At 65.8% G+C, this 14,811-nt stretch carries 14 protein-coding genes; 9 read left to right on the top strand and 5 right to left on the bottom strand.

Annotated features, from left to right (window positions below; translation table 11 throughout):
* Window positions 1-97: 97 nt before the first annotated feature.
* Entirely contained in the window at window positions 98-1,132 is a 1,035-nt protein-coding gene (locus ACZY0R_RS24010) for a FecR domain-containing protein (RefSeq protein ID WP_488861788.1), read from the bottom strand.
* Window positions 1,125-1,634, bottom strand: coding sequence for a sigma-70 family RNA polymerase sigma factor (locus ACZY0R_RS24005; RefSeq protein ID WP_488861786.1), 510 nt, complete (start codon window positions 1,632-1,634; stop codon window positions 1,125-1,127). Before ACZY0R_RS24005 ends, ACZY0R_RS24010 begins: the two co-directional genes overlap by 8 nt.
* A gap of 661 nt (window positions 1,635-2,295) precedes the next feature.
* Between ACZY0R_RS24005 and ACZY0R_RS24000 the strand changes: the two genes are divergently transcribed.
* Window positions 2,296-3,633, top strand: a complete 1,338-nt coding sequence (locus ACZY0R_RS24000) for an MATE family efflux transporter (RefSeq protein ID WP_488861784.1) — start codon at window positions 2,296-2,298, stop codon at window positions 3,631-3,633.
* A gap of 3 nt (window positions 3,634-3,636) precedes the next feature.
* On the opposite strand, the gene ACZY0R_RS23995 is transcribed toward ACZY0R_RS24000, so the two are convergent.
* The gene (locus ACZY0R_RS23995) at window positions 3,637-6,021 is read right to left on the bottom strand and encodes a DNA polymerase II (RefSeq protein WP_488861782.1); all 2,385 of its coding nucleotides are present in this window, start codon (window positions 6,019-6,021) and stop codon (window positions 3,637-3,639) included.
* 210 nt (window positions 6,022-6,231) lie between these two features.
* On the opposite strand from ACZY0R_RS23995, the gene ACZY0R_RS23990 reads away from it, so the two are divergent.
* The 6 genes from ACZY0R_RS23990 to pqqC all read left to right on the top strand — a co-directional run bounded on the left by ACZY0R_RS23990 (window position 6,232) and on the right by pqqC (window position 11,169).
* Complete coding sequence (locus ACZY0R_RS23990) at window positions 6,232-6,921, top strand: HAD family hydrolase (RefSeq protein ID WP_488861780.1); 690 nt, start codon at window positions 6,232-6,234, stop codon at window positions 6,919-6,921.
* Between the two features lie 214 nt (window positions 6,922-7,135).
* The gene (locus ACZY0R_RS23985; RefSeq protein ID WP_488861778.1) at window positions 7,136-8,728 is read left to right on the top strand and encodes a zinc dependent phospholipase C family protein; all 1,593 of its coding nucleotides are present in this window, start codon (window positions 7,136-7,138) and stop codon (window positions 8,726-8,728) included.
* 89 nt (window positions 8,729-8,817) lie between these two features.
* Window positions 8,818-9,231 carry a DoxX family protein gene (locus tag ACZY0R_RS23980; RefSeq protein WP_488861776.1) on the top strand — a complete coding sequence of 138 codons (414 nt, stop codon included), beginning with the start codon at window positions 8,818-8,820 and terminating at the stop codon, window positions 9,229-9,231.
* 160 nt (window positions 9,232-9,391) lie between these two features.
* Entirely contained in the window at window positions 9,392-9,466 is a 75-nt protein-coding gene (gene pqqA / locus ACZY0R_RS23975) for a pyrroloquinoline quinone precursor peptide PqqA (protein ID WP_081862393.1), read from the top strand.
* A gap of 78 nt (window positions 9,467-9,544) precedes the next feature.
* Window positions 9,545-10,459, top strand: coding sequence for a pyrroloquinoline quinone biosynthesis protein PqqB (gene pqqB / locus ACZY0R_RS23970; RefSeq protein ID WP_488861774.1), 915 nt, complete (start codon window positions 9,545-9,547; stop codon window positions 10,457-10,459).
* The gene (gene pqqC / locus ACZY0R_RS23965; RefSeq protein ID WP_488861772.1) at window positions 10,456-11,169 is read left to right on the top strand and encodes a pyrroloquinoline-quinone synthase PqqC; all 714 of its coding nucleotides are present in this window, start codon (window positions 10,456-10,458) and stop codon (window positions 11,167-11,169) included. Before pqqB ends, pqqC begins: the two co-directional genes overlap by 4 nt.
* On the opposite strand, the gene ACZY0R_RS23960 is transcribed toward pqqC, so the two are convergent.
* A complete protein-coding gene (locus ACZY0R_RS23960) occupies window positions 11,111-12,235 on the bottom strand; it encodes an RNA-guided endonuclease InsQ/TnpB family protein (RefSeq protein WP_488861770.1) in 1,125 nt (374 codons plus the stop codon). The two genes, pqqC and ACZY0R_RS23960, sit on opposite strands and share 59 nt — an antisense overlap.
* Before the next feature lie 89 nt (window positions 12,236-12,324).
* Between ACZY0R_RS23960 and pqqD the strand changes: the two genes are divergently transcribed.
* Together pqqD and pqqE are read left to right on the top strand one after the other, a co-directional pair.
* Window positions 12,325-12,606 carry a pyrroloquinoline quinone biosynthesis peptide chaperone PqqD gene (gene pqqD / locus ACZY0R_RS23955; protein WP_488861768.1) on the top strand — a complete coding sequence of 94 codons (282 nt, stop codon included), beginning with the start codon at window positions 12,325-12,327 and terminating at the stop codon, window positions 12,604-12,606.
* Window positions 12,578-13,738: a pyrroloquinoline quinone biosynthesis protein PqqE gene (gene pqqE / locus ACZY0R_RS23950; protein ID WP_488866130.1), complete on the top strand. Its 1,161-nt coding sequence runs from the start codon at window positions 12,578-12,580 to the stop codon at window positions 13,736-13,738. Before pqqD ends, pqqE begins: the two co-directional genes overlap by 29 nt.
* Before the next feature lie 48 nt (window positions 13,739-13,786).
* On the opposite strand, the gene ACZY0R_RS23945 is transcribed toward pqqE, so the two are convergent.
* Window positions 13,787-14,692 (bottom strand): LysR family transcriptional regulator, encoded by a 906-nt coding sequence (locus ACZY0R_RS23945; RefSeq protein ID WP_488861766.1) that lies wholly within the window; start codon window positions 14,690-14,692, stop codon window positions 13,787-13,789.
* Window positions 14,693-14,811: the final 119 nt, after the last annotated feature.

Here is a 14,811-nt window from a genome sequence, read left to right as displayed (position 1 = left end):
AGCGTGGTGTTTGAAGTTCCTACGCAGTAGGCCGGTCGAGAATCGAAATCCCCTCAAATTTTCCTGAATTTTTTTTCTGGCATGGCTGGCATGGCGCTTAGCTGCCTCCGGCAGGCTCCACCGTGACCCAGAAGCGCGTGCGGTAGACGACGGCAACCGGCTGCGACTGCGCCAGGAAACGCAGCGTCTGATCGGTGTCGCGCAGGTGATAGGCCCCGGAGATGCGCAGGTCCGCCACGCGCGGATCGCAGACGATGCGGCCCGTGCGATAACGCGCAAGCTCGGCCAGCACGTCAGCCAGGCGCATGTCCTTGCCGGCGATGACGCCACTGGCCCAGCCGTCCGCCTCGAAGGTCTGCGCCGGTGCAGGCGCGCTGCCGCCGCTGGCCAGCCACCAGCTCGTACCCGCCTGGGCCACGTCGCCGGTTCCCCCCGTTGACGGATACAAGGCGACGGCGCCCTCCTGCACGCTGACCCGGGCGCGCCCGTCCCCGATCCGGACCACGAAGCGCGTGCCCAGCGCGCGCAGGCTGCCGAACGGCGTTTGCACCCAGAACGGCCGCGCCGCCCCGCTGGCGGCGGCAAAGCGATCGTCATGTCCCGTTGTGACCAGGATCTCGCCGCGCCGCAGCGTGACCAGGCGGCGCTCGCCGCCCAGTCCGGTGCTGATGGCGGTATCGGTGTTGAGCACGATGGTGCTGCCATCGTCCAGTCGCACGGTGCGCTGTTCGCCGGTAGCGGTGCTCGTATCGGCAAGCAGGCGCTGCCATGGCACCAGCTCGCGCACGCCCTGCACGGCCACCACCGAGATACCGGCCAGCGCCAGCACCTTCAGCGCCTGCCGGCGCCTCAGCCCGCTGGCGCCGCGCCGCGCGCCGGCGTTTTGCAGCGTATCCAGGGCAAGCGCCGGCGGCATGCCGGAGAAATCGTCCCGCAGCGCCTGCACCCGCTGCCAGGCTAGCGCGTGCAGCGGGTCCGCGGCGAGCCATTGCGCAAACGCCTCGCGCGTGCTGGCGGTGGGCTCGCCGAAGTCGAGCTGGATCGTCCAGGTGATGGCCTGGTCGACGATGCGAGCGGGAATCGGGGGTTCGGGCGCGGGCGATTTCCCCGCCGGGCCGGCGGGATCAGTCACCGAAGCGTAAGGCGTAGCAATGCCGCAGCGCCGCCGCGACATGGCGTTCGGCGGTCGCCAGCGACACCCCGAGGCGCTCCGCGATCTGCCGGCACGTCAGCCCTTCCAGCTGGGCCCACAGGAATGCCGTGCGCACCTGCGGCTTGAGCGCATCGAGGACGCGGTCGATGGAGATCAGGGTTTCCAGGAAGAGCATCCGGCTCTCGGGCGACGGCGCGTGGGCCGGCGGCAACCGCGCCAGCGTCTCCAGCCAGGCCAGCTCCAGCTCCCGGCGCCGCCAGTGCTCGATGACCAGCCCGCGCGCGATCGTGCTCAGGTAGGTGCGCGGCTCCCGGATATCGGCGGGCTGCCGGTGGAGCAGGCGGAGAAATACATCCTGCGCCAGGTCGGCCGCATCGCAGGCGTTGCCCAGCTTGCGGCGCAGCCATCCCTGGAGCCAGCGGTTGTGCTCGCTATAGAGGGTATGGACATGCTGCTGGAGAGCGGATTCGGCGGCAGCCATGCTGCATTCCTGATGATGACGGGTCTGGCGCGGCCAAACTTCGATGAACTTAAATGAGAATTGTTCGCATTATAGTGCAAGCGGTTCCACTGGTACAACTTTCCGGGGAGGAGAAGGAACGACGGCGCAAGATCCGCGCAGGCAGCACCTGTCCGATACCTGCCCAGGCGGCCAGGCGGCGACGTGGCACCGTTCCGGGCCTGTCCGGCGTGCCCGGGAGGCTGGCGGGTCCGGCTCTCGAAAACACGCTCCCAAAAAAAGGGGTTCATCCGATTTTCGTGCGGGTCGATTCATCGCCGGGCTAATTCCAGCACTGCCGTAGCTCCCCTCTCCCGCATGGAGGGAGGGGTTGGGGGAGAGGGCGGGCCTGCGCAAGAGCGAGGCGTATCACGGTGAGCGAGCGCCCGCCCTCTCCCCCGTCCCCTCTCCCATTTCATGGGAGAGGGGAGCAAACCCGCGTTTTGCTGCCTGCGACTCGCACAGTCCACCGTGGGTCAATCTAAACGCCCGGCAACGCGGACTCAACCTGCATCGTTATCCAACGTTATACCGGCACGGTGGATCGACCATAATAGCGGTCGCTCCCAGGAATCCAGCCTCCCCCCGCACCGTGCCAGACGCCGACAGCCCCTCTTCCGGCCCCGCCAACAGCCCGTCAGGCGTGGCCGCGCCCCTCCCCCTCCCCGTTTCCGGCTGGCACCGCCGCGTCCTGTCGCTGGCATTCCCCATCATCCTCGCCAACCTGACGCAACCCATCCTCGGCGCGGTCGACACGGCCGTTGCCGGCCACCTGCCGGACCCGGCCTACCTGGGCGGGGTCGCCGCGGGCGGGTTGTTCTTCAGCTTTGTGTTCTGGAGTTTTGGCTTCCTGCGCATGGGCACCACGGGCCTCGTCGCGCAGGCGTTCGGCGCCCGGGACGGGGCGGCGCTGCGCGCGACCGTGGTACGCGCGCTGCTGCTGGCGGCGCTCATCGGCGCCGGCGTGCTGGCGGTGCGGATGCCGCTGATCACGACCGCGCTGGGGCTGATCGGCGGCAGCGATACGCTCCAGCACCACGCGCGCGCCTACAGCCACGCGCGGATCTGGGCCGCGCCTTTCGCATTGTGCAACTATGCCGTGCTGGGCTACCTGCTTGGCTGCCAGCACGTGCGGCTCGCCTTGCTGGTCCAGTTGTTCATCAATGCGGTGAACATCGCCGCGGTGCTGCTCTTCGTCTATGTGTTCGACTGGGGCATCGCGGGCATCGGCGCCGCCACCGCAACCGCCGATGCGTGCGGCTTCGTGCTGGGCGCCGCATTGCTGTGGCGGCTGCGTCCCCGCGGCCTGCCGGCGCTGCGCTGGGCGGCCATCGCCGACGCGCACGAACTGCGGCAACTGGTCTACCTCAATCGCGACATCTTTATCCGGACCCTTTGCCTGATCGCGAGCTTTGGCTGGTTCGCGCATGCCGGCGCCAGGCAGGGCGACGTCATCCTCGCGGCCAATGCGCTGCTGCTCAACTTCCAGACCTTCATGGCGTACGCGCTGGATGGCTTCGCGCATGCGGCAGAGGCACTGGTCGGGGCGGCCATCGGCACGCGGGACCGCCACGCATTCCGGCGCGCGGTCCGGGTCACGATGATCTGGGCGGTGGTCGGCGCGATGGGTTTTTCGCTCGTCTATGCCTGCGCCGGCGAATGGATCATCGCGTGCCTGACCGACCAGCCGGCGGTGCACGACGCCGCCGTGCGCTTCCTGCCGTGGGCGGTCGCGTTGCCGCTGGTTTCGGTCTGGGGTTTCCTGCTGGACGGCGTCTTTATTGGCGCGACCTGCACCCGCGACCTGATGCATTCGATGGCGCTCTCGTTTGGGGCGTTCATGCTGGCCGCGGTTACGCTGGCGGGGCCGTTCGGGAATGACGGATTGTGGGCGGCGCTGTTGTTGTTCATGGCAGTGCGCGGGATCACCCTGGCGCGGGTGCTGCCGCGCATCGAGGCCAGGCGCCTGGGCAGTTGCTGACCGTCAGAACAACGCCCTTTGCCGCGTCACCAGGGTCTCGAACGCGTCGCCCAGGAAAGGCAAGATGGCATCGGCCACCGGCTGCAGCTGCCGGCTCAGGTAATGCTCATAATCAATCGCGGAGCGCCGCGTCTCAAGCGGCTCCGGGCCCGCGACGGTCATCACATAGCTGATCCAGCCGCCGTTCTGGTACTGCAATGGCCGCCCTTCCTTGCGATTGAATGCATCGGCGACGCGCGCCGCGCGGACGTGCGGCGGCACGTTGCGCTGGTAGTCCTCCAGGGTCCGGCGCAGCCGCTTGCGGTACACCAGCAAGGCTTCGAACTCGCCGTTCAAGGTGCGGGCAACGTAGTCCTGCACGTACTCCCGGTACGGCTGCTTCTTGAAAATGCGCTGATACAGCTCTTGCTGGAATTGTTGCGCCAGCGGCGTCCAGTCGGTGCGGACCGTCTCCAGGCCCTTGTAGACCATTTCCTCGCTACCGTCCGCCTTGGCGACCAGCCCCGCGTAGCGCTTCTTGCTGCCCTGCTCGGCGCCGCGCACGGTCGGCATCAGGAAGCGGCGGTAATGGGTCTCGAACTCCAGTTCCAGCGCGCTTTCCAGGCCAAACTGCTGTTGCAGATGCTGCTGCCACCACTGGTTCACATGCTGGACGAGCATGCGGCCGATCTTTGCGGCCTGCTCCTCCGAGTGCGGCTGTTTCAGCCAGACAAAGGTGGAATCGGTGTCGCCGTAGATGACCTGGTAGCCCTGGGCCTCGATCAGTTCGCGCGTCCGGTGCATGATCTCGTGCCCGCGCATTGTGATGGAGGACGCCAGGCGGGGATCGAAAAAGCGGCAGACGCTCGATCCCAGCACGCCGTAGAACGCATTCATGATGATCTTCAGCGCCTGCGACAGCGGCTTGTTCTGCTCGCGTTTCGCGGCCTCCCGGCCTTGCCAGATCTGGCTGACGATGGCGGGCAGGCAGTGCTTTGTGCGCGAGAAGCGCGCGCCGCGGAAGCCCGGCACCGAATTCGCATCCGATGGGTCGTCCAGCCCTTCCACCAGTCCGAGCGGATCGATCAGGAAGGTGCGGATGATCGATGGGTACAGGCTCTTGTAGTCCAGCACCAGCACCGAGTCGTACAAGCCGGGTTGCGAATCCATGACGAAGCCGCCGGGGCTGGCGCCCTCCGGCACCTCGCCCAGGTTCGGCGCCACATAGCCCTGGCGGTGCATCAGCGGCATGTACAGGTGCGTAAAGGCCGCGACGGAGCCGCCGCTGCGGTCCGCGGGCAGTCCCGTGACCGCGGCGCGTTCCAGCAGGAAGGTCAGCAACTCGGTCCTGGCGAAGATCCGCGTCACCAGCTCGCAGTCCTTCAGGTTGTAGCGGGCCAGTGCCGGCTTGTCCTCGGCGAAGCGGCGGTCGATTTCCGCCATCCGCTGATACGGATTGTCGATGGATTTCCCCTCGCCCAGCAAGGTCTGGGCGACGTTCTCCAGGCTGAAGGACGGGAAATTCCAGGTGGCGGACCGCAGTGCCTCGATGCCGTCGATAATCAGGCGGCCGGCGGCGGAGGCAAAGAAATGGTTCTCCTTGAACCCGTGCTCGCGCCATTCGAGCAGGCTGCCGCCGCGGCCGAACGCCAGCGGAACCTGATAGCGGTCCGCGTGCTTTTGCAGGACGCGCAAATCGAACTGCACCACGTTCCAGCCGATGATGGCATCGGGGTCATGCACCGCCAGCCATTGGTTCAGCTTTTCCAGCATCAGCGCGTGGGTGGCGCAGTACTCCAGGCCGAAGTCGAGCCCGCTGTCGTCGCCGTTCGGCGGGCCGAGCATATACACCTGGCGCTGGCCGCAGCCTTCGAGCGCGATGGAATACAGATCGCCGTGGGCGGTGGTTTCGATATCCAGCGACACCAGCTTCAGCCGTGGCCGATATTCCGGCGCCGGCTTCATCTGGCTGTTGAGCAACGGACCATTCCCTCCGGATTCGCCCGGTTCGCCTGATTCGCCGGCAAACCATACCGGCGCGGTGATGAACCGCTCCATCAGGTAGCGTTCCGGTGGGCGGATGTCGGCCTCGTAGACGCTGACGCCGGCCTCCTTCAGTTGCCTCTCCAGCTTGATCAGCTGGCGATGCTGCTGGCAATACAGCCCGAGTACCGGGCGGCGGTGGAAATCGCGCAGCGGCAGTTCGCGCAGTTCGGCCTGGCGCTCGCCATGCAGGACGAGTTCGGCCATCTGGCGGTGTTCGGCGGGGATGAACGCCACCGAGGGCTGTGGGGCCAGGCGGATATGCCGCGGGCCGCTATCGGTTGCCAGCCAGAACTCGACCTCCGTGCCGGCGGGCGTATCGCGCCAGTGTCGAGTCAGAAGAAAACCCTGTTGTCGTTGCGCCACCTGCTGCCTTTGAGAACCTGCCGAACCTGGGGCGGCTATTTTACTGGTCGTTGGCGGGCGGCCGCCATGTCAGGATGAGTCAGTTGACAGTCCCGGATTCACACGATTTCGTGCCGCGCACTTGCGTGCGGCTTCCGGGCGCGCCCGCGCCGACACCGTATCATGTGCGTGATTTTGCCATTCCAGACTTCATCGTTACCCGTACCGCACATGCAACTCGTACTGTTTGACCTTGACCACACCCTGATTCCCTTCGACAGCGGCTCCACCTGGCTGCGTTACCTGATGCAGCGCGGCGTGCTGGACGAAGCCGAATTCGCCCCGCAGAACCAGCGCTTCGCCCAGGACTACCTTGACGGCAAGCTGGATATCCACGCCTTCCAGCGCTTCTGCATGTCCTTCCTGGCCCGCTACGACCGCGGCGATCTCGAAGCGTGGCGCGGCGCCTTTATCGCCAGCATTGCCGACCGCATCCCGGCGCCGGCACGCGAACTGGTGGACCAGCATCGCGCCGCGGGCGACCTGTGCTGCATCGTGACCGCCACCAACGACTTCGTCGCGCGCGGCTTTGCCGACAGCTTCGGCGTGGAGCACCTGGTGGCCTCGCAGGCGGCCACCATCGGCGACGGCCCGCTGGCCCGGTTCAGCGGCGAGATGATCGGCGTGCCGAGCTTCGGCGCCGGCAAGGTGGGGCGGGTGGCCGACTGGCTGGCCGCGATCGGGCGGCGCTGGGAGGAATTCGAGCGCACGCTGTTCTACTCGGATTCGCTCAATGACCTGCCGCTGCTGGAGCATGTCAGCCATCCGGTCGTGGTGGCGCCGGACCCGCGCCTGCGCGCCATCGCGGAGGAACGGGGCTGGCCCGTTGCCGAGCAGGCCGGGCCGCTGGTCGTTGCCTGACTGTAGCGCGTGTAGCGTCTGTGCCAGTGCGGCAATGAGCCAATCGGGCCGCGACGCTCACCACCGCCTGATAATCCGGGCGCTTCTGCATGTGGGAATTTTTTTGCGCATTGCGCCCAGGTCTGCCGCCGCCTATAAATAAGTGCCGGGTATTGCCCTTCCATGCTGCCCGCATCGCGGCCGATCACGGCCGGCGTGTCGCAAGGAGCCCGTCATGCACCCGTCACGTCTCAACGCTTGTCGCCTCGTGACCATTGTCTGGCTGTGCTTTCCGATGTGCCGGCCGGTCTGGGGCTACGGCTGGACAGGGCACTGGCGAGTCATGGAAGCGGCATGGCCGTCGCTCAGCGCCGGCCTGTGCGACGGCCAATCCAAACAGCATGCTTTCACGCCTGGCGCGCTGGATCTGACCCGGCAGGAAATCGCGCTCGCCGCGGGCCTGGGCGCTGTCATCAGCGATATCGGCTACATCACCCAGGGCACCGAACAGTTCAGCGACCTGATGCACTACGTCGGCACCGGCAACTTCATCGACAACCTCGTCAAGACGACTTGTGAAAAATACGGTGACAATCCGGCGATGATTGCCTTCCTCGCGGGGGTGCGATCCCACTACTGGGCGGATCGTGTGGGACATCACGATGGCACCAACGTCGCCGTGGCTACGCTATCGGCCAGGAACCAAGACAAGGCATTGACGCGCGTCGCCTACGAAATGGACATTCCCATGCACAAGCGGCTCGAACTCGGGGCTTTTTCCGTTTACGACCTTCGCTACGGCACCATCCGCGTGGCCACCAGCTTTATTGTTGGCGGCAGCGAGGGCCGCCTCGTCGAGCGAGTGAGGTACGTGCTGACCTTGGCCGCGGAGATGACCTATGGCAAGGCGGGCGCGATGATGGTGCCAGACTACGCCACCATCCTCACCTTCCTGTACCACGTCAGCGACAGCGTCTGCCAGACCGCCCACGCGACGTACGGCGAAGGTCCCGCGCGGACCGCCGACCAGCGCACGATGCTCGACGCGTGCAAGAAGATGGCGCAGACCGTCAAGCCCACGGGCGCGCAGAAAGACCCCTCCTCCTACCAACTGGCCGCCGAGGGCATCCCGCTGGCCAACCGCGCCGGTCTGGAAACGATCTACGAGACCTCGATCGGCGAGGTCACGGTGGCGTTGCGCCACGTGGGCAAGGGACCGCTCGCCAACTACAACCTCGATACCAACCTGCCCTCGGTCGGGGGCCAGTACGCGCGTGCGGACATCGCCTATCGCCGCCTCGGTGCCGCGTCCGGTGACCGCTGCGATCCGGCGCATCCTGAGGCCATCGTGACCAGCGCGCTGCGTGACTGGCATGGTTACCAGCCCGCCGGGGTCTGCGTGCGCCGTGCCGCCAGCGAGCCAATGCGAACCCTTTCGTGCGCCGCGCGCCCGCCGTCGGCCGCGCAGGCGTTGATCGAACGGTACTGGCTGTGGGATCTCACGCCGCCGCCGCTGCCGGGTGGCGCAGCAGCACCGGCAAGTGCAGCAACGAGTGCGGCAACGTCGGCACAGACGACACCCGCCTCCGCCGCCCGGGCCGATTCCTGCCGGCCAGCGAACTTCCGATGGCACCAGACCGCTTTTCGCCTGGACGCGCAATGCGTGCTCAGCGCCGAGCCATCGGCCCGCGCCATTGAGCTCATGCTGGCCTGCCCGGCGGCGCGCAATGGCAGCACCAGGTTTCAGCCGGACGAGGCGCTCGACCGCTTGCGCCTTGCCCCGCGGGAGTACTCGCCGCTGGACCCCGCCACGGGCCTGTACCGCTGATGTCGATCAGCGCCTGCCGCCGAGGCTGGCCGAGTGAAGTCGTTCGATGAATTTCATGTTTCTTCCTCTGTCGATTTCCGAGAATCATCATGACCACGTCCACAATTTCCCTCACGCCCACGACCGTTTCGCGACTGTACTCTGTCGGCCGCGCCCTTCTTGGCTCTCTCTTTCTGATTTCGGGGTTATTGAAGATCGGCAGCTTCGCGGGCTACTCTGCCTGGATTGCCAGCGCCGAACTGCCGCTGCCGGGCCTGCTGCTGGTACTAACCATCGTGATTGAAGTTGGTGGCGGCCTTACCCTTGTCACGGGCTGGAACGCGCGATGGGGCGCACTGGTTCTTGCGCTGTTCCTGGTCCCCACGACCCTGATCTTCCATTGGTTCTGGCGCGCCGATCCCTCGGACGTTGCAAACCAGCTCAACCACATCCTGAAGAACGTCTCAATCCTGGGTGGCATGCTGGTTGTATTCGCGATCGAATCATCACGCAGGCAGAAATGAACCGTTGACTAAGCGTTATCCGAGCCATGCAGAGTGACCTAATCGCCGGTTCAACCCGCGCGTCTCCCGGATGGCCTGCGCCAACGCGCGCGCCGCTTCGCCGTGACCTCGGCATGAACTATGCTGTACTTGCCTACCCCCGATCTGAAAGGAGCCGCCAATGACCTGGACCACTCCCGCATACATCGATATGCGGTACGGATTCGAGATCACCATGTATATCGCCAACCGCTGACCGGCGGACGGCGGAATCCGCGAAAGCCCGCTGTCCGGCGGGCTTTTTCCTTGACTCCGGCTGGACAGGCACCAGGCCATGACGACACTTCGGGTACTAGGTTCCGCCGCCGGCGGCGGCTTTCCACAATGGAACTGCAACTGTTACAACTGCGACGGCCTGCGCCGCGGCACCATCGCCGCCACGGCCCGCACGCAATCCTCCATCGCGCTGACCGAAGATGGCCTCCACTGGCTCCTCGTCAATGCCTCGCCAGACGTCCTGGCCCAGATCCGCGCCACCCCGGCCCTGCAGCCGGCCCGCGCGGCGCGCGACACCGGCATCGCCGCCGTACTGCTGATGGACGCGCAGATCGACCACGTCACCGGACTGCTGATGCTGCGCGAGCACCGCAGCGCCCTGCCCGTCTACGCCACGCCCCCGGTGCTGCGGGACCTGTCCGAAGGTTTCCCGCTGTCCCGCATCCTGTCCCACTACTGCACCCTGGAATCCCATCCGCTGCCGCTGGACGCGAGTGCCTTCACCGTGCCGCCGCTAGCGGGGCTGACCTTGCATGCGATCCCGCTGGACAGCAAGCCACCGCCCTACTCCCCCAACCGCGCCGCGCCGCAGCGTGGCGACAATATCGGCCTGCGCATCGTCAGCGCCGGTGGCAAGCGCGTGTTCTACGCCCCCGGGCTGGGCGGCATCGAGCCGCATGTGCGCGCGGAACTGGCCCAGGCCGACGTGATCCTGGCCGACGGCACCTTCTGGACCGACGATGAAATGCGCCGGCTCGGCCTGTCGTCCAGGCTCGCCAGCGACATGGGCCACCTGGCGCAGTCCGGCCCGCACGGCATGATCGCGGCACTGGACGAAGCGCCGGCGGCGCGCAAGATCCTGATTCATATCAACAACACCAACCCGATCCTGGTGGACGACTCCCCGGAGCGCCGCGAACTGGCAGCGCACGGGATCGAGGTGGCCTACGACGGCATGGAGATCGCCCTGTGACGCCCGCAACACGCCCCCAACCGGTTTCCCCCGAGGAACGCGCGGCCTTCGAAGCACGGCTGCACGGGCTCGAATCGCGCTACCACATCCATCACCCCTTCAACCGGCGCATGGCCAGCGGGCAATGCTCGCGCGAGCAGATCCAGGGCTGGGTGGCCAACCGCTTCTACTACCAGGTCAATATCCCGCTCAAGGATGCCGCCATCCTTTCCAACTGCCCCGACCGCGAAACGCGGCGAGAGTGGGTGATACGCATCCTCGACCACGACGGCACCGCCACCGAGCCCGGCGGCATCGAAGCCTGGAGCCGACTCGGCGAGGCTGTGGGGCTGACGCGCGAGGCACTCTGGTCTCAACGCCTGGTGCTGCCCGGCGTGCGCTTCGCGGTGGATGCATACGTCAACTTCGCCCGGCGCGCACCCTGGCAGGAGGCCGTGTGCTCCTCGCTCACCGAGATGTTCGCGCCCGCCATCCACAAGGAACGGCTGGCCGGCTGGCCGCACCATTACCCCTGGATCGAGGCCGAGGGGCTAAGTTATTTCCGTTCGCGCATTCCGCTGGCGCAGCGCGATGTCGATCACGGCCTGCGGGTCACGCTGGACTATTTCCGCACGCCGGCCGAACAGCAGCGCGCCACGGAAATCCTGCAGTTCAAGCTCGACATCCTGTGGTCGATGCTGGATGCCATCGAAAAGGCCTATCCCGTTTGACGTCCTCCCTGCCTAAAAGGCAGGGGATTCCCACACCTGGCGATGCACGTCCGCATCGGAGAATGTTCAGCGCAGCATTAGTATCACGGTCATGCACGACACCACGGCGACTACAGGTCCACTCTCTTATTCGCAGTCCTGCGATACCTTTCGGCCGCGTCGTGCTGTCTTTCGAACCGCACGCCGAACAGGACTGGGTAGAACCACTTTCGTTCACTTCCTCAAACGTGGCCCCGTGCGCAATCGCTTTGTAGCGGAGCTTGTCCCGGAAGGACGACCAGGATGTGTCGTAGACACTCTTCGCCATCCTGGTTTTGGCGAGTTTCGAAGCCGACACGTTGCCGACTGCAATGTAATCGAAGCGCCGGACGAGATCGAGCGCGAGCTTGTGCTGGAAGTCGGCGCGGGCATTCGCCACCTTGGCATGCAGCTTGGCGATATGCCGCTTGTGCTTTCGCGCACGCTGCGCCTTGGCCAGTCTTTCGGCGGCATGCCGGCCAAACCGGTCATTGGAAAGCTTCTCGCCGGTCGAGAGCGTGGCGAAGTCCTTCAAACCAAGGTCGATGCCGACGCCAGCTTGAATCGGGCGTGCCGGCACATCAGCCACCTCCATCACGATGTTGAGAAACCAGTTCCCGCGCGAATCCTGCGCAAAGCTTGTGCCGTCCTTGATCTTGCCTTCGGGCAACAGGCGGCTGTTGAACACGCGAAAGGTACTTCCGGCAAAGCGAAACGCCTCGCCCTCTCGTTTCAGATCGCGGCCCTTCAGAGGCACCCATCCGAGGCACTTCCTGCCGCGGTATCGCAGGTAAGGACGGTGATGCTGGCTGCGCGATTTCGCGTACTGCTCGCACGTCGCGTTGACCGTGCCGGAATGGATGCCGAGCGCCTTGCTGCTGCCGGTGGTCAGCACGTTCAGATCGAACCCGCTCGGCCACTTCTTATCCCATTTGAGCGCGTGCTTCTGCGTGTCATTGCAGAAGTTCCAGACGTAGTTCACCGCTCGGCTCTGCTTGTTGAGCAGGCCGTTGAGCGACTTCACCCGGTAGCGGTAGACAAGAACCATGCCGCACATTCTAACGTGGGAATGCCGCCTGCCGGCGGCGCTCCTTTCACTCCCCGCCATGAATGGCGAGGTTTCTCGGAGCAAATCTTATGAACTCCCCCGTCACCCCCGAGACCGCTCCCGCCATGCCACGGCTCGACACGCTCTACCGCCTGCAATGGGAAGAGGCCCAGAAGGCATGGGTGCTGCTCTATCCTGAAGGCATGGTCAAGCTGAACGACAGCGCCGCCGCCATCCTGCAGCGCTGCGACGGCGCCCATACGCTCGACATGCTGATCGACGAACTGCAGACGTCCTTCGGCGTGCAGGGCATTGCCCCCGAGGTGCACACCTTTGTCGAACATGCCTGCGAACGCGGCTGGCTCGTCTGAACCGGGTCCGCCGCTGTGGCTGCTGGCGGAGCTGACCTACCGCTGTCCGCTGCACTGCGCCTACTGCTCCAACCCGGTCGACTACGTACGCTATGGCCCGGAACTCGACACCGCGCAATGGCGGCGGGTCCTGGAGGAAGCACGCGCGCTCGGCGCCGCGCAGCTTGGCTTCTCGGGCGGCGAGCCGCTGGTGCGCGACGACCTGGAAGAACTGGTCGGCCATGCCCGGCAACTGGGCTTCTACACCAACCTGATCACCTCCGGCGTGGGCCTCACCGACGCGCGCCTGGGCGCGCTGCGCGCGGCCGGGCTCGATCATGTCCAGCTATCGTTCCAGGACGCCACGCGCGAGACTAACGACTTCCTGTCGGGCACCCGCACCTTCGACCTGAAACAGCGGGTGGCAAAGCGGATCAAGGCGCATGGCTACCCGATGGTGCTCAACTGCGTACTGCACCGGCATAACCTGGCCCACGTCGGCCCCATCATCGACATGGCGCTGGATATGGGCGCCGAATATCTGGAACTGGCCAATACCCAGTACTACGGCTGGGCCTGGGAGAACCGGCTGGCGCTGATGCCGACTGAAGCGCAATTGCGCGAGGCCGAAGCGGTAGTGGAGAACTACCGCGCCAGGATCGGCAAGCGTTGCCGCATCCTGTTCGTGGTGCCGGATTATTTCGAGACGCGGCCCAAGAAATGCATGAACGGCTGGGGCTCTGTGTTTCTCGGGATATCGCCCGACGGCGCCGCGCTGCCCTGCCATGCCGCGCGCATGCTGCCCGGCCTCATCCTGCCGAACGTGAGCACGCAATCGCTGCACGACATCTGGTACCACAGCGATGCTTTCCAACGCTATCGCGGCACCGCGTGGATGCCGGAGCCGTGCCGGTCCTGCGAAGAGAAAGAGAACGACCTCGGCGGCTGCCGCTGTCAGGCCTACCTGCTGACGGGCGATGCCAACCGCACCGATCCCGTTTGCGACAAATCGCCGGATCACGCCACCGTGCGCGAAGTCGTCCTGCATGGACGCCTTGCCGCCCACGGCCAGTTGCAGGCAACAGCGCACGAGGCGCCGCTGGTGTTTCGCGCGGACGCGGCGTCCCGCCGTTTCAGCGAATCGGGCCGCTAGCGCGGCGCGTGACAGGCTGGATCCCTACACACGCCAGGCCGCCTCGCCCTACTCCCCCTCTCCCCACGACACATCCCGAAACGCCTCCACCAGGTAATCCACCAGCCGGCGCACCTTGAGCGGGAGCTGTTTGCGCGTCGGGTAGACCGCGTACACGCCGAGTTCGATCGCCCGGTATTTGGGCATCAACTCGACCAGCACCCCGCTGCGCAGGTCTTCCTGCAGCATGAAACTCGGTTGCAGCATGATGCCGCCATGCGCCAGCGCAATGGCGCGGCAGGTGTCGCCGTTGTTGGTGTACACACGGGCGCGCGTGCCCACGCTTACCTTGCCGTCCGGGCCATCGAAATGCCATTCGTCGCGGCCGGACCAGTTGGTGTAGGCGAGCACGCGATGCTCCGCCAGTTCCTGCGGATGCGCTGGCGCGCCGTGCCGCGCCAGATAGGCGGGCGATGCGCACAGCATCATGCGCGTGCTGGCCAGCTTGCGGCTGATCAGCGCGGAGCTTGGCATGTCGCCGATACGTACCGCGAGGTCGTAGCCTTCATCGACGAGATCCACCACGCGGTCGTTGAGGGTGATGTCCAGGTCGACCTGGGAATACACCTGCATGAATGCGCTCCAGAGCGGCGCGAGATGCATGATGCCGAACGTCAGCGGCACATTGATGCGGATCAGGCCGCTGGGCTCCTGCGTGCGCGAGGTGATCTCGGACTCGGCATCGTCGAGTGCGGCCAGCACCTCCTTGGCGCGCTGATAGAAGATCCGCCCCTCCTCGGTCAGGGACAGCCGGCGGGTGGTGCGCTGTAGCAGGCGCACGCCCAGGCGCTGCTCCAGCGCGTCCACATGGCGCGAGACCGCGGCCTTGGACATGCGCAGGCCTTCCACCGCGCCGATAAAGCTGCCGGCCTCGACTACGGCGGCAAACACACTCATTTCCAGGGCCCGGTCCATGCGCTACGTGTCGGCTTGCGCCTGATTGTCTCGATTACCGGGACTATATATCACGATGAAGGCTATTTATCATCGCCAGTCGAATCAATATACTGGCAGTTTTCGAGATGGGGCTTCCA

Source organism: Cupriavidus sp. F041 (assembly GCF_057814235.1).
This window is presented reverse-complemented; position numbering and strand designations above follow the sequence as displayed.